Source organism: Altererythrobacter sp., from assembly GCF_050299635.1.
GTDB lineage: Bacteria > Pseudomonadota > Alphaproteobacteria > Sphingomonadales > Sphingomonadaceae > Erythrobacter.
This window is the reverse complement of the sequence record NZ_JBNKWF010000022.1, coordinates 1-21,250: the sequence shown is the minus strand read 5'-3', so window position 1 is coordinate 21,250 and position 21,250 is coordinate 1. Positions and strand designations below refer to the sequence as shown.

Annotated in this window: 22 protein-coding genes and 1 tRNA gene; 18 read left to right on the top strand and 5 right to left on the bottom strand. The window is 62.1% G+C overall.

Annotation, left to right across the window (positions count from 1 at the left end):
* Positions 1-136 precede the first annotated feature (136 nt).
* The 6 genes from ACQY6C_RS11700 (at position 137) to ychF (ending at position 5,740) form a co-directional block, all read left to right on the top strand.
* The gene (locus tag ACQY6C_RS11700; RefSeq protein ID WP_427968923.1) at positions 137-1,072 is read left to right on the top strand and encodes a TraB/GumN family protein; all 936 of its coding nucleotides are present in this window, start codon (positions 137-139) and stop codon (positions 1,070-1,072) included.
* Positions 1,069-1,962: a TraB/GumN family protein gene (locus ACQY6C_RS11695; RefSeq protein ID WP_427968921.1), complete on the top strand. Its 894-nt coding sequence runs from the start codon at positions 1,069-1,071 to the stop codon at positions 1,960-1,962. The genes ACQY6C_RS11700 and ACQY6C_RS11695 overlap by 4 nt, the downstream gene beginning before the upstream one ends.
* Positions 1,963-2,088: 126 nt before the next feature.
* Positions 2,089-2,781: a 50S ribosomal protein L25/general stress protein Ctc gene (locus ACQY6C_RS11690; protein ID WP_427968919.1), complete on the top strand. Its 693-nt coding sequence runs from the start codon at positions 2,089-2,091 to the stop codon at positions 2,779-2,781.
* A 185-nt stretch (positions 2,782-2,966) separates the two neighbouring features.
* Entirely contained in the window at positions 2,967-3,536 is a 570-nt protein-coding gene (pth, locus tag ACQY6C_RS11685; protein WP_427968917.1) for an aminoacyl-tRNA hydrolase, read from the top strand.
* 35 nt (positions 3,537-3,571) lie between these two features.
* The gene (locus ACQY6C_RS11680; protein ID WP_427968915.1) at positions 3,572-4,567 is read left to right on the top strand and encodes an SDR family oxidoreductase; all 996 of its coding nucleotides are present in this window, start codon (positions 3,572-3,574) and stop codon (positions 4,565-4,567) included.
* A gap of 72 nt (positions 4,568-4,639) precedes the next feature.
* Entirely contained in the window at positions 4,640-5,740 is a 1,101-nt protein-coding gene (gene ychF, locus ACQY6C_RS11675) for a redox-regulated ATPase YchF (RefSeq protein WP_427968913.1), read from the top strand.
* Between the two features lie 16 nt (positions 5,741-5,756).
* Here ychF and ACQY6C_RS11670 read toward each other — a convergent pair whose 3' ends face one another.
* On the bottom strand, positions 5,757-6,164 hold the full coding sequence (locus ACQY6C_RS11670) for a hypothetical protein (protein WP_427968911.1): 408 nt from the start codon (positions 6,162-6,164) through the stop codon (positions 5,757-5,759).
* 132 nt (positions 6,165-6,296) lie between these two features.
* Positions 6,297-8,135 (bottom strand): DNA mismatch repair endonuclease MutL, encoded by a 1,839-nt coding sequence (gene mutL, locus ACQY6C_RS11665; protein WP_427968909.1) that lies wholly within the window; start codon positions 8,133-8,135, stop codon positions 6,297-6,299.
* Positions 8,136-8,336: 201 nt separating this feature from the next.
* Here mutL and ACQY6C_RS11660 point away from each other — a divergent pair, with 201 nt between their 5' ends.
* From ACQY6C_RS11660 to ACQY6C_RS11635, 6 genes are all read left to right on the top strand, one after another.
* Positions 8,337-9,380, top strand: a complete 1,044-nt coding sequence (locus tag ACQY6C_RS11660; protein WP_427968907.1) for a rod shape-determining protein — start codon at positions 8,337-8,339, stop codon at positions 9,378-9,380.
* Between the two features lie 13 nt (positions 9,381-9,393).
* Positions 9,394-10,299 (top strand): rod shape-determining protein MreC, encoded by a 906-nt coding sequence (gene mreC, locus ACQY6C_RS11655; RefSeq protein WP_427968905.1) that lies wholly within the window; start codon positions 9,394-9,396, stop codon positions 10,297-10,299.
* Positions 10,299-10,853 carry a rod shape-determining protein MreD gene (locus ACQY6C_RS11650; protein ID WP_427968903.1) on the top strand — a complete coding sequence of 185 codons (555 nt, stop codon included), beginning with the start codon at positions 10,299-10,301 and terminating at the stop codon, positions 10,851-10,853. The genes mreC and ACQY6C_RS11650 overlap by 1 nt, the downstream gene beginning before the upstream one ends.
* Positions 10,853-12,937 (top strand): penicillin-binding protein 2, encoded by a 2,085-nt coding sequence (gene mrdA, locus ACQY6C_RS11645; protein WP_427968901.1) that lies wholly within the window; start codon positions 10,853-10,855, stop codon positions 12,935-12,937. Before ACQY6C_RS11650 ends, mrdA begins: the two co-directional genes overlap by 1 nt.
* Positions 12,938-12,978: 41 nt before the next feature.
* On the top strand, positions 12,979-14,049 hold the full coding sequence (gene rodA, locus ACQY6C_RS11640) for a rod shape-determining protein RodA (protein WP_427968981.1): 1,071 nt from the start codon (positions 12,979-12,981) through the stop codon (positions 14,047-14,049).
* A gap of 121 nt (positions 14,050-14,170) precedes the next feature.
* Positions 14,171-14,246: transfer RNA gene (locus ACQY6C_RS11635), tRNA-Lys, on the top strand.
* Positions 14,247-14,398: 152 nt separating this feature from the next.
* Here ACQY6C_RS11635 and ACQY6C_RS11630 read toward each other — a convergent pair.
* Positions 14,399-15,067: a hypothetical protein gene (locus tag ACQY6C_RS11630; protein ID WP_427968899.1), complete on the bottom strand. Its 669-nt coding sequence runs from the start codon at positions 15,065-15,067 to the stop codon at positions 14,399-14,401.
* Between the two features lie 64 nt (positions 15,068-15,131).
* On the opposite strand from ACQY6C_RS11630, the gene ribB reads away from it, so the two are divergent.
* The 3 genes from ribB to ACQY6C_RS11615 all read left to right on the top strand — a co-directional run bounded on the left by ribB (position 15,132) and on the right by ACQY6C_RS11615 (position 17,187).
* Positions 15,132-16,382 (top strand): 3,4-dihydroxy-2-butanone-4-phosphate synthase, encoded by a 1,251-nt coding sequence (ribB, locus tag ACQY6C_RS11625; RefSeq protein ID WP_427968897.1) that lies wholly within the window; start codon positions 15,132-15,134, stop codon positions 16,380-16,382.
* Positions 16,383-16,386: 4 nt separating this feature from the next.
* On the top strand, positions 16,387-16,809 hold the full coding sequence (gene ribH / locus ACQY6C_RS11620; protein ID WP_427968895.1) for a 6,7-dimethyl-8-ribityllumazine synthase: 423 nt from the start codon (positions 16,387-16,389) through the stop codon (positions 16,807-16,809).
* A 198-nt stretch (positions 16,810-17,007) separates the two neighbouring features.
* Positions 17,008-17,187, top strand: coding sequence for a hypothetical protein (locus tag ACQY6C_RS11615; RefSeq protein WP_427968893.1), 180 nt, complete (start codon positions 17,008-17,010; stop codon positions 17,185-17,187).
* Positions 17,188-17,244: 57 nt separating this feature from the next.
* Here the strand turns inward: ACQY6C_RS11615 and ACQY6C_RS11610 are convergent, their stop codons facing one another.
* On the bottom strand, positions 17,245-17,679 hold the full coding sequence (locus ACQY6C_RS11610; protein WP_427968892.1) for a CHRD domain-containing protein: 435 nt from the start codon (positions 17,677-17,679) through the stop codon (positions 17,245-17,247).
* A gap of 137 nt (positions 17,680-17,816) precedes the next feature.
* On the opposite strand from ACQY6C_RS11610, the gene ACQY6C_RS11605 reads away from it, so the two are divergent.
* From ACQY6C_RS11605 to ACQY6C_RS11595, 3 genes are all read left to right on the top strand, one after another.
* Positions 17,817-18,974, top strand: coding sequence for a DNA adenine methylase (locus tag ACQY6C_RS11605; RefSeq protein WP_427968890.1), 1,158 nt, complete (start codon positions 17,817-17,819; stop codon positions 18,972-18,974).
* A 55-nt stretch (positions 18,975-19,029) separates the two neighbouring features.
* The gene (locus ACQY6C_RS11600) at positions 19,030-19,638 is read left to right on the top strand and encodes a hypothetical protein (RefSeq protein WP_427968888.1); all 609 of its coding nucleotides are present in this window, start codon (positions 19,030-19,032) and stop codon (positions 19,636-19,638) included.
* A gap of 111 nt (positions 19,639-19,749) precedes the next feature.
* Positions 19,750-20,259: a YybH family protein gene (locus ACQY6C_RS11595; RefSeq protein ID WP_427968886.1), complete on the top strand. Its 510-nt coding sequence runs from the start codon at positions 19,750-19,752 to the stop codon at positions 20,257-20,259.
* 7 nt (positions 20,260-20,266) lie between these two features.
* Here ACQY6C_RS11595 and ACQY6C_RS11590 read toward each other — a convergent pair.
* The coding region (locus tag ACQY6C_RS11590; RefSeq protein ID WP_427968884.1) for a hypothetical protein at positions 20,267-21,250 on the bottom strand (984 nt) is incomplete at its 5' end.

Sequence of the window (21,250 nt, the reverse complement as noted above, 5' to 3'; positions counted from 1 at the left end):
CGCCCCACACCGTCAATGCCGCGCCGTGCAATTAGCATGCGATATCGCCGCTTCAGGCTTGCATCATTCACACTCTGTTCGCATTTATCCGGTTAGCAGCCACGACCGGCCGCATGAAGATTCGAAAGCGTTATTTATGAAGCACCTGTTCGCTGCGCCGCTGGCGCTGATTGTATCGACGGCATTCGCTGCTCCCGCACTGGCGGAAGACAATGCTGCCACCACTGCGGTCGTCGCTGCCGAAGTTGAAGCGCCAGCCGAAACGGGCGAATCCGCCGGCCCCGCTTTGTGGAAAGTGGCTGACGAGGATACCACGATCTATCTGTTCGGCACGGTGCACGCGCTGCCCAAGGACGTCGAATGGTACAAGGGCGACATTGCCGATGCGCTCGCATCCTCAGGCACGATCGTGACCGAGATCACGATGGACGATTCAATGCCTGCCAAAATGCAGGAACTGGTCATGACCAAAGGTATGCTGCCGCAAGGCACTACATTGCGCAGCCTGCTCGATGACGATCAGCGCGGTGCCTACGAAACCGCGATGACGAAGCTGGGTATGCCGGTTGGCGCGCTCGACCAGTTCGAACCCTGGTATGCCGGAATGCTGCTGACCATGCTGCCGTTGTTGCAACAGGGCTATTCGCCCGATTCGGGAGTCGAGCAAGTGCTGCTCTCCAAAGCCACCAGCGCCCAGCGCGATGCGCTGGAGACGATCGATTTCCAGATCGGGCTGTTCGACGAACTCCCGATAGAGTCGCAGATCGCATTCCTGGTCGAAACGGCGAGCACGATCGACGACATCAAGCCGACGCTCGACGCGATGGTGAAGGAATGGCTGGCAGGCGATGCCAGGGACCTTGCTGTACTGATGAACGAAGGCCTGACCGATGAAGTGCTGGCCGAACAGCTCCTTTACGCCCGCAACCGCAACTGGGCGCAGTGGGTGGACCAGCGGCTCGACACACCTGGCACGGTCTTCGTGGCGGTCGGCGCGGGTCACCTTGCAGGCGACAAGAGTGTGCAGGATGCGCTCGAGGACATTGGAATCGAGACTCAGCGGGTCCAGTGATACGCCGCCTCGCCCAACTCGCATTGATGCTCGCGGGCGCGCTTGCGCTCGCATCCTGCCAGAAGCAGGCGCAGCCGGACGGGAGCGAAACCGGCGCATCGCCGATCCTCTATCAGGTGAGCGACGCGAGCGGTGCGGTGCGGGGGTGGCTGTTCGGCACAATCCACTCGCTGCCCGACGGGACGAAATGGCGCACGCCGCAACTGAACAAGGCCATCGATGAGGCCGGCCTGCTGGTGGTCGAAATCAAGGATCTCGATGACAATGCCGCACTCAGGAAGGTATTTGCCACGCTTGCCATCACGCCCGACCAGCCGGACATCGCACAACGGATCCCGGCCAGTGATCGCCCTGCCCTGTTCGACCTGATCCACCGTTCAAGTTTCAAGGCGAGCGACTTCAAGGATATCGAAACCTGGGCGGCCGCACTGATGCTGGCGCAGGTCGACGACACCGGAAATGCAGCAAATGGGGCGGATCGCGCGCTACTCCACGATTTCGCGGGGCGCGACGTCGTCGAGCTTGAGGGTACCGAACGCCAGCTTGGCATTTTCGATACTCTGCCCGAGATCGAACAGGCAGACCTGCTGCTTGGCGTATTGGAGGAGAGCAAACGGCGCTCGCAGGACCCTGACCTGCTACGCAAGGCATGGCTGGCGGGCGATGCAGAGGCGATCGAGCAGGCTGCGCGAGAGGGAATCCTGGCTGACCCCGAACTGCGCGCGGCACTGCTCGTCAATCGCAACCGGGCGTGGGTCGAACAGCTCGATCCCATGCTGCAATCGGGTCAGCGCCCTCTGGTCGCGGTTGGCACCGCCCATCTGCTGGGCGATGACGGCTTGCCCGCCATGCTGGAGATGCGTGACTATACCCTCACGCGCCTGCAATAGCCGCCGGCAAGCTTGCCCTTGCAAAGGCGGGCGCATCGGACTAAAGGCCCGCCCTTCGGCGTCATGGTCATCCCTGGAGGCGTGGCGCGCGAAATGTAAACCCACGCAATTTGAAAGGTACGTGACATGAGCGACGCTCTGATACTGCCGGCCGAAGCGCGCGAACGGGCTGGCAAGGGAGCCTCCCGTGCACTGCGTCGCGAAGGCCGCGTCCCCGCCGTAATCTATGGCGGCAAGGAAGAACCCACGACGATCCACGTCGAGTTGAAGGAACTGGCACGCCAGCTTGGCACCGGCCACTTCATGAACTCGATCGTCGAGATCGAACTGAGCGGAAAGACTATCCGCACCCTGCCCAAGGACGTCGCTCTGGATCCGGTCACGGATCGTCCCGAGCATGTCGACTTCCTGCGCCTGGCCAAGGGCGCCAAGGTTGAAGTCAACGTGCCCGTCGTCTTCATCAACGAAGAAGATTCTCCGGGCCTCAAGAAGGGCGGCGTGCTGAACGTTGTCCGCCACGAGCTGGACCTGGTTTGCGAAGCCGACAAGATCCCCGCCGAAATCGTCATCGACGTGACCGGCAAGGAAGTTGGCGATTCGATCCACATCAGCGAGTTGAGCCTGCCCGAAGGCAGCGAAAGCGCGATCACCGATCGCGACTTTACCATCGCCACGCTGGTTGCTCCGTCGGCGCTCAAGAAGGCTGAAGGTGCTGAAGCAGCCGAAGGCGAAGAGGTCGATGCCGACGAGGTTGAAGCCACCGAACAGGGCGGCGATGAAGCCGAAGGCGAAGGCGAAAAAGAGGGCGGCGAAGAGTAATCCCGCTTTCGCAATCGCGAGAAATCACCAAGGCGCCGGGGTTCGCATGAACTCCGGCGTTCTTGATTTTGGGTTCCATTCGTCATTCCCGCAAAGGCGGGAATCCAGATAACATCCGCAAGAGTCATCTGGACCTCTGTCTTCGCAGGGGTGACGAGGTTCTGATGTCTGTCTAAAGGCTCCGCATGCAACTTTGGGTTGGCCTTGGAAATCCCGGACCGCGCTATGCCATGCACCGGCACAATGTCGGCTTCATGGCGGCTGACGTGATCGCGGAAATGCACAGCTTCGGCCCCGCCCAGAAGAAGTTCCAGGGCTGGGTCCAGGAAGGCCGGATCGGAACCGAGAAGATCCTGCTGCTCAAACCCGCCACCTTCATGAACGAAAGCGGCCGTTCGGTGGGCGAGGCGCTGCGCTTCTACAAACTCGGCGTGGAGGCGCTCACCGTGTTCCATGACGAGCTCGATCTTGCTCCGTTCAAGGTCAAGGTGAAGCGCGGCGGCGGGACCGCCGGGCACAACGGACTGCGCTCGATCGACCGCCACCTCGGCCCCGATTTCCGCCGGGTGCGGATCGGGATCGGTCATCCCGGCCACAAGGACCGCGTGCACGGCCATGTGCTGGGCAATTACGCCAAGAGCGAGCAGGACGATCTCGTCCATATGCTGGGTGCAATCGGTGCTGAGGCCGAATGGCTGGCCCAGGGCGATGACGCACGTTTCATGAGCGATGTCTCGCTGCGGATGCAGGAATGATGTGCTAGCGTCTCTCTCCTGAGAGGAGAACCGTTATGCCTACCGTCGACCGCCGAACTCTTCTGGCCGGAGCCGCCGCGACCGGAGCATTGGCCGCAACAGCTACTGCCGCTCAGGACGACAGCATTGAGGTCGCGCCGGACCTGTCTGGCATATCGATACTTATCACTGGCTGTTCGTCTGGATTTGGACGGTTAGGTGCAGAACACTATGCCAGGCTTGGGGCGAAGGTCTTTGCCACGATGCGCAACATGCCGCGGCCCGAATCCACGCAGCTTGAATCACTCGCGGCAAATGATGGACTCGACCTGCACGTGCTTCAACTCGACGTGCTGAAGCAGGAAGAAATCGACGCGGCGGTTGCGAGGGCGGAGGAACTCGCCGGTGGGGCAATCGACGTTCTGGTCAACAACGCCGGCATTGGGATCACCTCGCCTGTAGAAGTGCAGGACATGGAAGCGACCGAACTGATCTTCGGAACCAATGTATTCGGGCCGCACCGCATGGCACGCGCTGTGCTGCCCGCCATGCGGGCAAAGGGTTCGGGACAGATCTTCCAGATTTCGAGCCAGTTGGGTCGCGTGATCGTCCCCAACGCGGGGCACTATTCCGCCACCAAATTTGCACTCGAAGCGATGGGAGAACAGCTGGCCTATGAACTCGTGGAGCACAATATCGACGTCACTATCATCGAACCCGGCGGCTATCCGACCAAGGTCTGGGTCAATCGCAACCGCTACACCGCCGCGCTGAAGGAACGTGCTGCCGAGTTGCACAAGGCAGGCTACCCCGCAGCCGTAGCGAGCATGGGAATGGAGGACGGATCGAGCCGCACCGCCGATCCGATGGACGTGCCGCGCGCTATCGCGCGAACGATCGCGATGGCACCCGGTACCCGGCCCCTGCGTCTTCCAGTGAGCGGCGGGTTCATTCCGCAAATACCGATCAATGAGGTCACGGCTCGCGTTCAGACCGCATGGTTGGGAAGCAGTCCACTCGGCCCGATCATGAAAGCGGTTCACAAACTCTAGCTCGCAAGCCCTCTGGCGTTCCTGCTCCCCGCCCGCTAAGGCGCGCGCCAAGATTTTATTCCGGAGTTTTCGATGGGTTTCCGTTGCGGGATCGTCGGCTTGCCCAATGTCGGCAAGTCCACCCTATTCAATGCACTGACAGAGACGCAGGCCGCGCAGGCCGCGAACTATCCCTTTTGCACGATCGAGCCCAATGTCGGGCAGGTCTCCGTGCCCGATGCGCGGCTCGACACGATCGCGAAGATCGGCGGTTCGGCCAAGATCATCCCCACCCAGCTCGCCTTCGTCGATATCGCGGGCCTGGTGAAGGGCGCGAGCCAGGGCGAAGGCCTGGGCAACCAGTTCCTCGGCAATATCCGCGAAGTCGATGCCATCGTGCATGTGCTGCGCTGCTTCGAGGATGACGATATCCAGCATGTCAGCAACACAGTCGATCCGATCGCCGACGCCGAAGTGGTCGAGACGGAGCTGATGCTGTCGGACCTCGAAAGCCTCGAAAAGCGGGTCGAGAATGCCAAGCGACGCGCAACCAGCGGCGACAAGGAAGCCAAGGCACTGGCATCGGTGCTGGGCCAGGCGCTCGAATTGTTGCGCGATGGCAAGCCTGCCCGCCTGACAGAGCCCAAGGATGACGAGGAAGCGCGGCTGTTCGAACAGGCGCAGCTACTTACCGCAAAACCCGTCCTCTATGTCTGCAATGTGGCCGAGGAAGACGCGGCGGAAGGCAACGAACTGTCAGCCAAGGTCTTCGCCAAGGCAGAGGCGGAAGGCGCGCAGGCCGTTGTGGTGTCAGCCGCGATCGAAGCCGAACTTGTCGGCATGCCGGAGGAAGACCGCAGCGAATATCTCGAATCGCTCGGCCTCAGCGAGACCGGCCTCGCCCGTGTGATCCGCGCCGGATATGATTTGCTGGGGCTGCAGACCTTCTTCACCGTAGGGCCCAAGGAAGCGCGCGCATGGACTTTCCATAAAGGCGCCAGAGCTCCCCAGGCGGCAGGCGAGATCCACACCGATTTCGAAAAGGGCTTCATCCGCGCCGAGACCATCGCCTATGACGACTACGTCACTCTTGGTGGCGAAAGCGGCGCGAAGGAAGCTGGCAAGCTACGCCAGGAAGGCAAGGAATATCTGGTGCAGGACGGCGACGTGCTGCACTTCAAGTTCAACGTTTAGGTTGCTCGTCTAGAGCCTAATCAGTCGGGGCTGCATCAGCCGCGGTATAGGGCTTGACCGAAAGCGGCTCTCCACCATCCGGTGTCGCGGTGTAGGAACCGTCCTCAGCCGGCTCGGTTTCGGAGTAGCAGATCGGAACTGCTCCCACGGAACGAGTCTTGAAGCAGGTCTTGCCGTCGACAACCTCAAAGGTTCCCTGCGCGGCATCGGTCCCTTCCGGCGTAACCTGCGAATAGGTTCCATCGGCATTGACAGTAACCAGGGATGCGGTGCCGTCTGCAGCCGCTACATAATAGGTCCCTGCGGGCGACCCATTGGCAAGGGTCATCGCCGTTTCAGTCCCGGTATCAGCGGAATCCTCCGCTGGTCCTCCAGAGCAGGCCGCCAAAATAACGGTCGCCATCATTATCGCACGTCTACGCATGGCTCTCTCCCTCTTAGCCCTATCGACACCCCCTCAAAACCTTGTCGGGCGAATGATGAACCAAACGGAACAGGCTGGCAACGGTCAACTGATTTGGCGGTGGAGAACCCCGCTAACGGGCGGCCTCGCCCACTAATGCCGCCCGAACAGCTTCTCGACGTCATCCATCGAGAGCTTGACCCAGGTTGGGCGGCCGTGATTGCACTGGCCCGAGCGCGGAGTGCGCTCCATCTCGCGCAGCAGAGCGTTCATTTCCGCAACTGAGAGCACGCGCCCTGCCCGCACCGATCCGTGGCAAGCCATGGTTGCGAGCACATGCTCGAGCTTCTCCGTCAGCAACAGCGCTTCACCATGCTTGGCAATGTCGTCCGCCAGATCGCGCAGCAGCGCCTGCGGGTCGGATTTGCCCAGCGCATGCGGCACTGCGCGCACCAGCATGGCGGAAGGGCCGAAACGCTCGATCACCAGACCGAATTTCGCCAGACCTTCGGCGGCATCCTCCAGCCGGTCGCAATCGGCCTCGTCCAGTTCCACGACATCGGGCACCAGCAAGGCCTGCGACCGCGCCACCGCTTCGTCTGCACCGGCTGCGCGCAAGCGCTCAAGCACAAGCCTCTCGTGCGCGGCATGCTGATCGACCAGCACCAGCCCATCCTTCGCTTCGGCGACGATATAGGTATTGGCGACCTGTCCGCGCGCGACACCAAGCGGGAAATCCACGGCATCGCCACCATCGGCAGGAGCGGCTTCCTCCGCGCGGCCCATGGGCGCAAGTCCCGCGTCGCTTTGAGTCAGTGCATCGGCTTCGGCACCGCGCCAGCTCTCCCGCGCTTCGCGCACCTGCGCACTCGGCCCGGTCCAGTCGCGCCCAGCAAAAATGGAACGGAGTGCGGGTGCCGGCTCTGACGGTGACGCTGGCTCCTGCTGCCATCTTCCCATTGCCGCTGCGTCGGGCGATTGCGCGCTGCGGCGGTCGCCCGTGGCGAGCGCCTGGCGCAGTCCCGAGACGATGAAACCGCGCACACCACTGGCATCGCGGAAGCGCACCTCCGTCTTCGCGGGGTGGACGTTCACGTCAACATCTTCGCACGGCAGATCGAGGAATAGCGCCAGCACTGCATGGCGATCGCGGGCCAGCATGTCCGAGTAGGCCCCACGCACCGCACCGACCAGCAACCGGTCCTTCACCGGTCGTCCGTTGACGAACAGATACTGGTGATCGGCAACCCCGCGATTGTAGGTTGGCAGTCCCGCGATCCCGGTCAGGCGCATGGTGCCGCCCGGCCCTTCGCGCTCGAGATCGATCGCGACGCTGTTTTCTTTCAGCTCGCGCGCGACGATCCCGGCAACGCGGTCTGCCAATGGCTCATCGGCCTGGGTCGCAAAAATCCGCCTGTCCCCGTGCTCCAGCGAGAAGGCAATGTCGGGCCGCGCCATCGCCAGCCTCCGCACAACGTCGAGGCAGGCGGCATATTCGCTGCGCGCGGTGCGCAGAAACTTGCGCCGGGCAGGCACTTTGGCGAAGAGGTTTTCGACCCGGACGCGCGTGCCGGGAGGCAGGGCAGCGGGTCCTTCTTCCACCACCTGTCCATGATCGACAACGCGCTTCCAGCCTTGCTCGGCGCCCTTCACGCGACTCTCGATCGTGACCCGCGCGACGCTGGCGATCGACGGCAAAGCCTCGCCGCGAAAGCCCAGCGTCATCACCTGTTCGATCGCTTCATCCGGAAGTTTGGAGGTCGCGTGGCGTTCCAGCGCGAGCGCCATGTCGTCGGGCGTCATGCCGCAACCGTCATCGGTCACCTCGATCCGTCCCAGCCCGCCTTCGATCAGCTTCACCCCGATTCGGCGGGCTCCTGCGTCCACCGCATTCTCGACCAGTTCCTTGAGAGCAGAGGCCGGTCGTTCAACCACTTCGCCCGCAGCGATGCGGTTGACCAGGCTCTCGGGAAGGCGGCGAATTTGGGGCATGAACTCAAGGCTAGCGGTGGACTGCGGGAAATTCGAGGCCAGCGGTGGAAAATCCTGTCTAGTGTAAACAAATATTTTGGCCTTTTCCCTACGCATTGGTTAGAGACCTGCCATCCTGCATTTAGGGTCAGTTCGGTCGCTCGGTTTGTGCGGCCAACAGATCTCAAGCACGCATCAAATATTTATGGAACAACCCTTAGAATGAGCTTCCTTTCCAATATCCTGAAATTCGGTTCGCAGAACATGGCCATCGACCTCGGTACGGCCAATACGCTGGTCTATGTGCAGGATCAGGGGATCATCCTGAACGAGCCTTCCGTGGTGGCGATCGAAACGATCGATGGCTTCAAGCGCGTGAAAGCCGTGGGTGATGATGCGAAGATGATGATGGGCAAGACGCCCGACAGTATCGAAGCCATCCGTCCGCTGCGTGACGGCGTGATTGCCGACATCGAAATTGCCGAGCACATGATCAAGCACTTCATCCGTAAGGTGCATGGAAAGCGTAGCCTGTTCCGCTATCCCGAAATCGTGATCTGCGTTCCCTCGGGCGCAACTTCGGTCGAAAAGCGTGCAATCCGCGACGCTGCATCGAATGCGGGCGCTTCGGAAGTCTATCTGATCCTCGAACCCATGGCCGCTGCTATAGGCGCGGACATGCCGGTGACCGAGCCGGTTGGCTCGATGGTTGTCGATATCGGCGGCGGCACGACCGAGGTTGCGGTCCTTTCGCTGCGCGGCCTTGCCTACACCACCTCGGTTCGCACCGGGGGTGACAAGATGGACGAAGCAATCGTCTCCTATGTCCGCCGCCACCACAATCTGCTGATTGGCGAGAGCACGGCTGAGAGAATCAAGAAGGATTACGGCATCGCCATGCCGCCCGAAGACGGGATCGGTGAGACCATCACGCTCAAGGGCCGCGACCTGGTCAACGGCGTGCCCAAGGAAATCACCATCAACCAGGCGCATATCGCCGAAGCGCTCAACGAGCCGATCGGGGCCATCGTGGAGGGCGTGCGGATTGCGCTGGAAAACACAGCGCCCGAACTGGCGGCGGATATCGTCGATCAGGGCATTGTGCTGACCGGCGGCGGTGCGCTGATCAAGCGGCTCGACGAGCATCTGCGCGAAGAGACCGGCTTGCCGGTCAGCATCGCCGAAGATCCGCTCTCCTGTGTTGCAATCGGAACCGGCCGCGCGATGGAGGATCCGATCTATCGCGGCGTGCTGATGACCGCGTAAGGGGATCGGACGCGTGGCGCCGCTCTCATCCCGGCGCTCGGGCCATTCGCGCAGGGCGCAATTCTCTGTCTTTACCGGCTACGTCATTGCCGGAATCGGTGCGCTCATCGGCGCGCTTCTGCTCGGCATTTCACTGTGGCATCCGGCGGCCTTCAGCGGATTGAGAGGCGTGGCGCGAGATGCAGCGGAACCGGCCGGACAGGGCACGGCCGTGGTGCGCGAAGCTCGCGGCGGGTTGGTCGATACCATCAGCGGCTATTTCCGCGCCGGGCAGCAGAATGCCGAGTTGCGCGACGAGCTTGAGCTTGCACGTGTGCGACTGGCAGAAGCCAAAGCGGTCGAACAGGAAAACGAACGGCTCAAGGCCCTGCTCGGCCTGCGCGAAAGCGAAGTCGAACCTGTCGCAATTACACGACTGGTCGGCTCATCAGCTTCAAGTACGCGCCGCTTCGCCTATGTCGGTGCGGGGAGCAACGAAGGGGTGACAATCGGCATGCCGGTGCGCTCCCCCGATGGCGTCGTCGGGCGCATTCTCGAAGTGTCAAACAGCAGCGCCCGCGTTTTGCTCCTTACCGACAGCGAAAGCGTGCTTCCGGTCCGCCGCGCGGCTGACAACACAGTCGCATTTGCGGAAGGACGCGGCGATGGCCTGCTTCGCATCAGGCTGATCAATCTGGGCATCAACCCGATCAAGGAAGGCGATGTCTTCGTAACCAGCGGTGCGGGCGGTTATTACCGACCGGGCGTATCCGTCGCCATTGCAACCGAGGTAACCAGTGACGGAGCGGTAGCGCGGATCGTCGCCGACCCGGCAGCGGCCGACTTCGTCTCGATCGAGCCGATCTGGCAGCCCGAAGCCGTCACGAGCTCGGCAACACCGGCCGAGCAGAGGCTGAGCGAAGAAGACGACGACGCCTGATGGAACGGATCAACCCTAGATCCCGCGCGGACCAGTACGGCAGACGGATCAACCGCGAACAGGCACCATGGCTCGCCTATTCGCTGCCCTATCTTTCGATCATGCTTGGCTCGCTTGTCCCGGCCCTGCCATTGGCCGTGGGAATGCCGATCCTGCCGCCGCTTGGTTTCCTGATGCTTATCGGGTGGCGGATAATGCGGCCCGGCATGCTTCCGTTATGGGCAGGATTCCCGCTGGGCGCGTTTGACGATCTGTTCAGTGGGCAGCCATTCGGCAGCGCGATCCTGTTCTGGTCGCTTGCCATGATCGTGATCGAACTGATCGAGGCACGTTTTCCCTGGCGCGGGTTCTGGCAGGACTGGTTCACCGCCGGTATAACCACCACGCTCTATCTGCTTCTGTCGATCGCGGTTTCGGGCGCGACGCCCAATATCCACCTGCTGTTCGCGAGCCTTCCGCAAGTGTTGCTGTCTGTCCTTCTCTATCCCATTATTGCCCGCATGGTGGCCTGGCTCGATACGTTGCGATTGACGCGGATCAGGGTGATTGGCTGATGCCGCGAGCGAAGAAGCGGCAGATCGTCAATGCCTCGACCCTCAATTATGCCTTTGACCGGCGCAGCTTTGTTGTCGGCGCGGGCATGGGCGGCGTGGGCATGTTGCTTGCGGCGCGGATGGCTTATCTCGCGATCGCCGAGAACGACAAGTACCGCACCGAGTCGGAAAGCAACCGCGTCAATCTGACGCTCATTCCGCCCAGGCGCGGCTGGATCCTCGATCGCGATGGCGCGCCGCTCGCATCCAACCGGGCGGATTTCCGCGTTGATGTGATCCCCGAACGCTTGCAGGATCCCGAACGTGTCATCGACCAGCTTGGAGACCTGCTGGATCTTGAACCGGACCGCATTTCGGACATCAAGCAAAGGGTCAAGGATGCGCGCGGCTACCAGCCGGTCGAGGTTGCGAGCGGGCTGGAATATGAGAAATTCGCCGCAGTAAGCGTGCGATTGCCCGATATGCAGGGCGTGGTTCCACAACGGGGCTTCTCGCGCTTCTACCCCACCGGCCCTTCGGTGGGGCACCTGATCGGCTATGTCGGCCCTGCCTCGGCCGAGGAATACGAAGCGGATCGTAACCCACTGCTGGTCACGCCGGGCTACAAGATCGGCAAGGACGGGCTTGAGAAGCAGTTCGAACAAACCCTGCGCGGCGTTCCCGGCGCAAGGCGCGTGGAAGTCACGGCTTCCGGTCGGATAGTGCGCGACCTCGATTCGCGCGAGGACGTCCAGGGCAATCCCGTTCGGCTGACGATCGACGGGCCGCTGCAGGACTATGCCGCGCGCCGCATCGGGCTCCAGAGCGGATCGGTCGTGGTCGTCGATTGTGAAAGCGGTGATCTGCTTTGCATGGCGTCCATGCCCAGCTTCGATCCCAACAGCTTCTCGCAAGGGATCGGACGAGTCGAATATGCGATGCTGCGCGATGACGAGCGCGTACCGCTTCGCAACAAGGTGCTGAAGGGCCTCTATCCGCCCGGTTCGACCGTCAAGCCGATGGTCTCGCTCTCTTTCCTGAAGGAAGGTCTCGATCCAGAGGAAAGCGTTTATTGCGGCGGCGGTCTACGCGTCGGCAACCGCGTGTTCCATTGCTGGAAACGCGGCGGCCATGGCCAGGTCAACATGGCCAAGGGCATCTACCAAAGCTGCGACGTCTATTTCTATCATTTCGCCCAGAGGATCGGGATGGATCCGATCGCGGCAATGGCCCACCGTGTGGGGCTGGGCCAGAAGTTCGATCTGCCCGTTACCAGCCAGTTCTACGGCACGGTTCCCGATCCGGCGTGGAAGCTCAAGAAATACGGGCGCGAATGGCAGACCTTCGACACGGTCAACGCCACGATTGGCCAGGGATACATGCTGTTCAACCCGCTGCAGCTGGCAGTCTATGCGGCACGTATCGCATCGGGCCGTCATCTCCAGCCTCATCTGGTCAAATCGAGCGGGCGCGAACCCTTTGCTCCGGCCGATTTTTCGCCCGAACATGTCAACATCGTCCGCCAGGCGATGAGCGACGTGATCAACGGCCCCGGCACTGCGGGCCGTGCGCGCCTGCCGATCCCCGATGTGCTGATGGCCGGCAAGACCGGCACCGCGCAGGTCGTCGGGCTCAACCTCTCGAACGGCAAGTCGGGACCCTGGAAATATCGCGACCACGGGCTGTTCATCTTCTTCGCGCCATTCGACAAACCGAAATATGCCGGCGCGGTGGTGATCGAACATGGCGGCGGGTCGGGCGCTGCCTATCCGATCGCGCGCGACGTGATGACCTTCCTGTTCGACCCGCAAAAGGGGATCGACGCGCTCAATGCTCTCGAAAGGGAATGGGGCGGCACTGCGCAGGAGAGGCTCGCCGCGAAGTACGCGGCCTATGCAGCCGAAGCTGGCCAGATCGTCACCGCCCCGCCCCGCCGCGACGAGGAAATCTTCGAAATGGTTGAGGCCGAGGCACGTATTGCCGCCGCTCAATCGGCAGAGATAGCGGACACCGCGGTCGAGCCGCGCACCGATCCCAATGGAGTGAGCCCTCCCCACCCGAATGCGGCGCCGCCGGCTTCCGATACGGAGCGCACCGGCCAGTGAACTCGATCATTCCCGATCCCGTAGCGCGCCAGCCCTGGCAGATGCTGATCCCGCTTACGCTGCTGGTGGCGTTTGGCGGAGCGGTGCTCTTTTCAGCGGCAGGCGGCTCGATGCAGCCCTATGCGGCCTCCCATCTGATCCGGTTCGCGGTCTTTCTTGTCGCTGCATCTGTGATTGCGATCTTCCCGCGCGACCTGGTCAAATTCCTCACCTATCCCGCCTATGTCGGCGTCCTTCTGTTGCTGTTGGCGGTTGAGGTGATGGGGGCGATTGGCGGCGGCAGCCAGCGCTGGCTCAATCTTGGCCCGGTCGTCCTGCAGCCATCCGAGCTGATGAAACCGGTGATCGTCCTCGTGCTGGCGCGGTTCTATGACACGCTTCCGGCCGGCATGATCGGATCCTGGCGCGCGCTCATCCCCGCGGCGCTGCTGGTGGGAATGCCGATGGGGCTGGTGCTGATGCAGCCCGATCTGGGCACCGCGCTGGCAATCGGCTTCGGCGGTGCGGTGGTGATGCTGATCGCCGGCTTGCCGATGCGATGGTTCATGATTGGCGGAGCCCTCGGCGCGGTGGCGGCCCCGCTCGCATTCTTCTTCGGGTTGAAGGAATACCAGCAGCGGCGCGTGTTCACCTTCCTCGATCCGGAGAGCGATCCGCTGGGTGCGGGCTACCACATCACGCAATCGAAGATCGCGATCGGATCGGGCGGGATATCCGGCAAGGGCTTCAACGAAGGATCGCAGAGCCACCTGCAATATCTGCCCGAGCCGCACACCGATTTCGTCTTTGCCACGATGGCCGAAGAATGGGGCCTGATAGGCGGAGTATTCGTGCTGGTGGCATTCGCCCTGATCCTGCGCTGGGGGATCGGCGTTGCCCGCACTTCGCAGGACCGCTTCTCGCAATTGCTGGGTTTCGGCATGGTCGCGACGATCTTCTTCTATGTCGCGGTGAACCTGATGATGGTGATGGGGCTTGCGCCCGTTGTCGGCATCCCCCTGCCCTTCATGAGCCACGGCGGTTCATCGATGATGACCAACATGATCTGCATCGGCGTGCTGATGATGATCAACCGCTGGAACAGGGAGGCTCCGCGCCGCTTTCTGGGCTAAATTTGCCGAGCGGTGCGCATCACCCCTTCCCTTTGCGAAAAGGGGCGTTATATGCAGCGCCTCTTCCGATTCGGACGCCGATCCGGCGCCGCTTCATCGCAAGACTGTGATGCATCGGAGTGGACGCATAGCTCAGTTGGTAGAGCAGCTGACTCTTAATCAGCGGGTCCTAGGTTCGAGCCCTAGTGCGTCCACCATTTTTCTAACGAAAAAACAAACATTTAATAGGAATACGCAAGGCGTGCATTCCACGATGCCGCGTACTATCTAGCGTATTTCTAGCCACCTTCAGGTTTTGAACCGAGGTGCGCTAATGACCCAACTGGGGACCTTCTCAACCCAGTCTTCGTTAGGATGGCGCGGATGCTGAGCTAATGGAGTTTGGTAGAAGATCGCCCACCCTATCGAAGCAGGCCTTGTTTCTCGAACGACATCGATTAGTCGCTTCTCCTCTAATCACCACATACCCGTTCTTGTAAAAATGGGCGCGCAAGTCGAAAAATGACGTTGGCGATCCGGGGCCGATTGAAACGGATGGATGATCGGGGAACGGAAAGCCTGATACATCAATGGCCCCATCATCCAATGCAGCGCGTATGTCCGACATCGCGCGATCCACGTCGTCAGACTCCGCCTTGTTCCGGTAGAGCATGCAGCTAAGCGCCTCGCACTCGCCAAGATAGCCGGTAACCGCGACCGTATGGCCGTCCAGTTGATCGATCTGTGCGATAAACTCGTCGACTGTAAATGGCGGCTTCGACGTGGCACTGCCACACGCGACTGTTGCCAGCGCAAGAAGTAGCCCGACGACGGGTCGACAAATTGAAGCGGCCTTCATTCCTATAGCATAAAGACCGCGATGTTTGCTTTCCACCCTTTCCCGGCAGTAGCCTAGAGTGGCCGCCCAAGTGCCATCTTCCTCCCAACAGCGAAGGTAGGCGACCACATCAACCATGTCGGCTTGAGAAGGGTGCCCGCTTCGATCTCGGGCGGCATGTTTACCCTGGTCGATGGACATAATGAATCACTCTAATGTGATTCTCTGTCATTGACATCACATTATAATGTGATACCTGGTGCGTATGAGCACATCCACCCTTGAAAAAGTCCGCGATCTCGTCGCTTCAGGCGAGATGACGCGCGCCGGCCTCGCCCGGGCGGCCGGCCTTCATGCAAATACCTTGCGCGATTGCGGCGAAGATGGCTGGAATCCGACCGCCGAGACCCTCGCCAAGCTGGAAAACTTCCTCCTCCATAACGATGAGCGCCCAGTGCTTGTCGGGATCGAGGAGATCATTGACGAAGCGCGCAACGGCCGAATGTATATCCTGGTCGATGACGAGGATCGCGAGAATGAAGGCGACCTCATCGTCCCCGCGCAAATGGCCACGCCCAATGCGATCAATTTCATGGCGACGCATGGCCGCGGCCTGATCTGCCTCGCGCTCGACCGCGCGCGGGTCGATTCACTTGGTCTGCAGCCGATGAGCCGCAATAATCGCGAGAGCATGCAGACCGCCTTCACCACTTCGATCGAAGCGAGAGAAGGCGTAACCACCGGCATTTCCGCGGCTGATCGCGCGCGGACGGTCTCGGTTGCGATCGATGCGACCAAGGGGCCGGACGATATCGTGACTCCGGGCCATGTCTTCCCGCTTACGGCGCGCGATGGCGGCGTGCTGGTGCGCGCCGGCCATACCGAGGCTGCCGTCGATATCTCGCGCCTCGCGGGCCTCAATCCCTCAGGTGTGATCTGCGAAGTCATGAACGAGGACGGGACGATGGCCCGGCTCGACGACCTGATCACCTTCGCTCGCAAGCATGACCTCAAGATCGGCACGATCCGCGACCTGATCGAATATCGCAGCCGCAACGACCATCTGGTCCAGAGGATCAGTGAACGCGCCTTCGAATCCGATTATGGGGGCCAATGGCGCTTCATCACCTACCGCAACAAGGTGGATGGGGCGGAGTCCTACGTCTTGCAGAAGGGGCATGTCGTTCCTGGCAAGCCGACCCTGACCCGCGTTCACCCGATCTCGATTCTGGACGACGTTCTGGGCCAGCCGGGGCCACGCAAGCGCACTCTGCAGCGCGCGATGCAGGCGGTGGGGGAACACGGCTCGGGCGTGATCGTCATTATCACTGGCCGCCCTGCAACAAGTGCAGGCTACAGCGAGGATGAAGAGGTGCGGAATGTCGGCATCGGCTCGCAAATCCTGGCCGACCTCGACATCCACGAGATGATCCTGCTCAGCAACACGCAGCCCCAGGTTGTCGCGATCGAAGGCTACGGCCTCAATATCGTCGACCATATGCCCATTCCGGAGTGACAAGATGGCACGTTTCCTGATCGTCGAGGCCCGTTTCTACGGCCATCTCAATGATATGCTGGTCGAAGGCGCGACCAATGCCTTGAAGGCGGCCGGGCATGAGGTCGAAATCATCACTGTGCCGGGTGCGCTGGAGATCCCCGGTGCCATTGCACTGGCGGTGGAAAGCGATCGCTACGATGGCTTCGTCGCAATCGGCGTGGTGATCCGAGGCGAGACCTATCACTTCGAGATTGTCGCCGGAGAGAGCGCACGCGCAATCATGGCGCTGACGATGGACGGAATCGCTATCGGCAACGGCATCCTGACGGTCGAGAACGAGGATCAGGCGCTGGTTCGGGCAGATCCCGCTCAGAAAGACAAGGGGGGCGAGGCGGCCAAGGCAGCTCTCGCCATGTACGAACTGCAACAGAAGTTCGCCAACTAATCCTTGCACTTGGACCTTGGTTGCGACGCTGAGTCGGCTCTGCAGACGCAATTTAAGCCTCGCTAATCGGTGGAAATCGCGCGCGCTCGCCGGGGCCCGCCCGGTCGCATTGCTCTTGAGCATTGCGGATTTTCGCCTATTGTAACGGGTGAATTGCGTTAAGAACTGAATAAACGCGGTCGCACTGGGGGAAGAGCATTGGAAAACGGCGCAAACACGCGCGCGGCGGAGGCGTTCGGGCCGATCGTCGCAGCGCTCGAAACACAGATTTCGCAACTGGATGAACTGGGCGCGCATGTCGCAGCGGCACATATCGATGCTGCGATACACCTGCTGCGTTTTCAGGGTAGCCAGACGAGACCACGCGAAGAAGTCTGACCGGACCCTTCGGCACCACCGCGCAACGCGGCAGAGCCTTGCGCTTCGCCCGCGCGCCTATTCGTCGAGCTGCCCCCTGATAGCGCCGGCAGGGAACTCCACCGTGTGGACATTCACGTAATAATTGCTCTTTCGTTTCGCGATCTTCTTGAGCAACGCTGGATCGACATCGACGCAGATGTCTTCCCCATCATCGCCCATCAGCTGCAATTCGATAACCGGCGGGCCGTCCTTGCCCTTCGCGCCTTCGTGCAGATGTGCTGCACTGAATACGTCGAGCCCCACGACTTCGAGCATGTAGCAGAAGCGCCCGGTGGCGAGATTCATTTCGGCAGAGAAATCGCCGCTTGCATCCTTGCCAGCGCCTTTGCCACCTGCCTCGAGCTCACCAAACAGGCTGGTTCCTATATAGGCGAGATTGTCTTGCGCCATGGCCGTAGTGCCCATCAGGCCCAATCCTACCGCCATCGTCGCAATGATCGCACGTTGCATAGTCCCTCTCCTATAGGGACCATCCCCGCTGACACCCATCATCCGCAGGCCAGCCCCGATGGTTTCCCTATACAATTCAGCAGCGAGTCGGGGAAGCAAGATTGCCGCGCACGCAGCAAGCGTGGCATAACCACCCGATGCACATGGCCAGGCAAGTTCGCGATCCCGCACTCGATGCTCTGCCTTATGCCTCTGCGCCGGATGAGTTCCTGACCCGCCAGCTCATCACCTATATCGGCAATAAGCGCGCACTGCTCCCGCTCATCGACTGCGCCTTCGCCACCGTGCAGGAGGAGCTCGGCCCGCGCCGCCTGACTATGCTCGACCTGTTTTCGGGTAGCGGGGTCGTCGCCCGGCTGATGAAAGCGCGCGCCTCGCTTGTCTGGGCCAACGACCTCGAAGACTATTCCCGGTCGATCAACCGCTGCTTCCTCACCAATCCATCCGCCATCGACGAGACCGCACTCGCCCGTCACACCGATGCGATCGCCGCGCTGGCGCAAGAGCGCTCCTCCCGCCACGGCTTCGTCCGGCGACTTTACGCCCCCGCCAGCGAAGCGGAGATCACCGCCAGCGACCGTGTCTTCTACACTGTGCGCAATGCCGAGATCATCGACTCCTGCGCCCCGGCGATCCGCGCCCTGCCCGCCCCCTATGCTGACCTCCTGATGGGCCCGTTCCTCTCAGCCTGCTCGCGCCATGTGAACACGGCCGGCGTGTTCAAGGGCTTTTACAAGGACCGCACGGGCAAGGGGCAATATGGCGGAACGGGCCGCAATGCGCTCGAGCGGATCCTCGCCCCCATTGGCATAGAGCGCCCCGTCCTCTTCGAGGCGCCGTGCGAGATCCGCATCACTTCGCTACCCGCCGAGCGGCTGGTCGAGGAGATGGAGCCGCTCGACTGCGCCTATCTCGATCCACCTTATAACCAGCACCCCTATGGCTCGAACTACTTCATGCTGAACGCCATCGCGCAATATACCGAGCCGCAGGAGACCAGCCGCGTCTCGGGCATTCCAAAAGGCTGGAACCGCTCCTCCTTCAATCGTCCTGCCACAGCCCTCGAGGCGCTGACCCATTGCGTCGAACAGGTAAAGGCGCGCTTCGTCGTCATCTCGTATAATTCGGAAGGCTTCATCGCGCCCGACACCATGACGGAAATGCTCCAGCGCTTCGGAACCCTGCGCGTGACGAGCCAGGAATATCCCACCTTCCGCGGTTGCCGCAATCTCGCCAATCGCGACAAGTCGGTGCGCGAGTTCCTTTTCCTCTTGCGCAAATCCTCACCCGCTTGACTCCGCCCACTCCGACGCGCTCAACTGCCACCACACAACAGGGAGAGTTTACACCATGACCCGCCGCCCCATCCTGCTCGCCGCCCCGCTCGCCCTCATGCTTTCGGGATGCGGCGAACCCGCGAGCGACGAGGCCGATGCGACCGCCGCCTCCACCACACTCGCCTCCGAAAACCTCAATGCAGACAGCTTCGGCTGCATCAGCGAGCTTACCGCGGTCGGCCGCTTCTTCGTCGGCAACCTCAATGGCGATCTCGATGCGACGCTAGCCGTCGCGCAATCGGACACCGGCGGGACGTATCCCGCAGGCTCGGTGGTCCAGCTCGTCCCGACCGAAGCCATGGTGAAACGCGCGCCCGGCTTCAGCGCCGAGACGAAGGACTGGGAGTTCTTCGACCTCGACATCTCGCCCGAAGGCACGAAAATCCTCACCCGCGGCCATGCCGACGTGGTCAACCGCTTCGGCGGCAATTGCCTCGAGTGCCACGAGAAGGCCGAGCCGCAATGGGACCTGATCTGCAGCACCGATCACGGCTGCGACCCGATCCCGCTCAACGACGCGATGATCCGCGCGCTGCAGAAGACCGATCCGCGCTGCCCCGCACAGGAACTGAGCGAGGAGGAGCAGGAAGGCCTCAAGGCGCTCCAGGCCCTGCTGGGGTAGTGGCGCGGCGCCCGGCGCCGGGCTCCCCGGGCAATGCCCCATTGACCGCGCGGCAAAATGGGTGCTGATAGCGCGCCATCGGGTCGCGCTCCTTGTCCGGAGGATGAGACTATGCGTGCCATGACCCTGGGGGCACTCGCCCCCGCCCTGATGCTGGCGGCCTGCAATCAGGCGGCCGAAGCCCCCGCTGCCGATCCGCAGGCCGTGCTCGACGCGATCGCCCAGGTCGAGCAGGGGCAAGAAACCGCCTTCAATGCCGACGATCTTGCCGGAGCCACGGGGGTCTATGCCCCCGACGCCACCTTCTTCAATGCCGGCGGCGCGCCCGCGGATGGGAGCGAAGCGATCAACGCCGAATTCGATGGCATGTTCAAGGATGCCAACAGCGGAATCAGCATCACCCGCGACAAGAGCTGGGTGGCCGGGAGCGGCGAGCTGGCGGTAACCCAGTCACATTACACCTTCACCTTCTCCGGTGACGACGGCAATCCGATGAGCGTTGAAGGCGTCAACCTGACCGTGTGGCAGAAGCAGGACGACGGAAGCTGGAAGATCGCGTCCGACTTCAACGGCGGCACCGGCCCGGCGACCCCCGCCGAAGCTGCACCGGCGGCGGAGTAACCCGCGCTCAACCAGGCCGAAGGCCGGCAGCGTAGAAAGGATCGGAGGCCTCCTCCCGGTCCTCGGGCGTGGGCACAACCAGCCACCACTCGGCCTCGCCCGCTTCGAAAGCGGCGAGCTGGACCTCCTCGATCATCTCGGCGTCGATATGCGGATTGGCGAGCTCCAGTTCCTGCGCCAGTTCATATGGAGGCTTCGCGCCGCGCGGCCGCGCCGCATCCATCGCCGCGAGCCTGTTGCCGAGCCACTGGCAATCCTCCTCGCTCAGCCGGGCGCGGGGATCGCCGCACTTCCCGCCGCAATTCTCACAGGGGGAAATCCTACTCGATGGAACACATGGAACAGGGTCCATATCGGAAAAATTCCGTTCGTCCGCTCGCCCCCTTTTCCGTTCGGGCTGAGCTTGTTCCCCGCCCCGTTCGCCCTTTTCCATTCCCCGTTCGGGCTGAGCTTGTCCCCCCTCCCGTTCGCCCTGAGCCTGTCGAAGGGCCGTTTTTCCCTTCGCACTGACGGAGGAAGTAAAGGACGATGCTTCGACAGGCCTGTCCTGAGCGCTGTCGAAGGGCTCGGCATGAACGGATTCAGGGATTCTCTCCCCAAGCTCCTCCCCCCGCCCAAGCGCAGCGATCACATCGTCGAGTGCGGAGAGCGCGGAGGTGACCTCCGCCCGCTCGGCCAGGCGGTCGAGCCGCGCCAGATGCGCCAGCAACAGCCGGTCGGAATAGCGCCGCCGGGTGGCGACCTCCTCGCCGTGGTAGAACACCGCCTCCTCCACGCCGTTGAGCGCACGGTCGGCCAGCACCTCCTCCGCATGGGCTCGCGCGGAGAGCAGCGCCGCATCCCATAGCGCGGTGAAAGCGGGCGAGGCGCGCCGCGCACGATAGGCGGTCTGGGCTGAGACCCCCGCCGCGCGGCAGGCGAGCCGGACGTTTCCGTTGAGCGAGAGGTTTTCGAGGAAGGTGCTTTGTGAGCGGGGGGAGAAGATGGGCTT

Bases quoted from the DNA above. Each gene is read 5' to 3' on its own strand.
- ribH (WP_427968895.1), top strand. From the start codon at position 16,387: ATGGCACGTTTCCTGATCGTCGAGGCCCGTTTCTACGGCCATCTCAAT.
- ACQY6C_RS11610 (WP_427968892.1), bottom strand. From the start codon at position 17,679: ATGCAACGTGCGATCATTGCGACGATGGCGGTAGGATTGGGCCTGATG.
- ACQY6C_RS11595 (WP_427968886.1), top strand. From the start codon at position 19,750: ATGCGTGCCATGACCCTGGGGGCACTCGCCCCCGCCCTGATGCTGGCG.
- ribB (WP_427968897.1), top strand. From the start codon at position 15,132: ATGAGCACATCCACCCTTGAAAAAGTCCGCGATCTCGTCGCTTCAGGC.
- ACQY6C_RS11605 (WP_427968890.1), top strand. From the start codon at position 17,817: ATGCACATGGCCAGGCAAGTTCGCGATCCCGCACTCGATGCTCTGCCT.
- ACQY6C_RS11700 (WP_427968923.1), top strand. From the start codon at position 137: ATGAAGCACCTGTTCGCTGCGCCGCTGGCGCTGATTGTATCGACGGCA.
- ACQY6C_RS11660 (WP_427968907.1), top strand. From the start codon at position 8,337: ATGAGCTTCCTTTCCAATATCCTGAAATTCGGTTCGCAGAACATGGCC.
- ACQY6C_RS11630 (WP_427968899.1), bottom strand. From the start codon at position 15,067: ATGTCCATCGACCAGGGTAAACATGCCGCCCGAGATCGAAGCGGGCAC.
- ACQY6C_RS11650 (WP_427968903.1), top strand. From the start codon at position 10,299: ATGGAACGGATCAACCCTAGATCCCGCGCGGACCAGTACGGCAGACGG.
- rodA (WP_427968981.1), top strand. From the start codon at position 12,979: ATGCTGATCCCGCTTACGCTGCTGGTGGCGTTTGGCGGAGCGGTGCTC.
- mutL (WP_427968909.1), bottom strand. From the start codon at position 8,135: ATGCCCCAAATTCGCCGCCTTCCCGAGAGCCTGGTCAACCGCATCGCT.
- ACQY6C_RS11670 (WP_427968911.1), bottom strand. From the start codon at position 6,164: ATGCGTAGACGTGCGATAATGATGGCGACCGTTATTTTGGCGGCCTGC.
- ACQY6C_RS11600 (WP_427968888.1), top strand. From the start codon at position 19,030: ATGACCCGCCGCCCCATCCTGCTCGCCGCCCCGCTCGCCCTCATGCTT.
- pth (WP_427968917.1), top strand. From the start codon at position 2,967: ATGCAACTTTGGGTTGGCCTTGGAAATCCCGGACCGCGCTATGCCATG.
- ychF (WP_427968913.1), top strand. From the start codon at position 4,640: ATGGGTTTCCGTTGCGGGATCGTCGGCTTGCCCAATGTCGGCAAGTCC.
- ACQY6C_RS11690 (WP_427968919.1), top strand. From the start codon at position 2,089: ATGAGCGACGCTCTGATACTGCCGGCCGAAGCGCGCGAACGGGCTGGC.
- ACQY6C_RS11680 (WP_427968915.1), top strand. From the start codon at position 3,572: ATGCCTACCGTCGACCGCCGAACTCTTCTGGCCGGAGCCGCCGCGACC.
- mrdA (WP_427968901.1), top strand. From the start codon at position 10,853: ATGCCGCGAGCGAAGAAGCGGCAGATCGTCAATGCCTCGACCCTCAAT.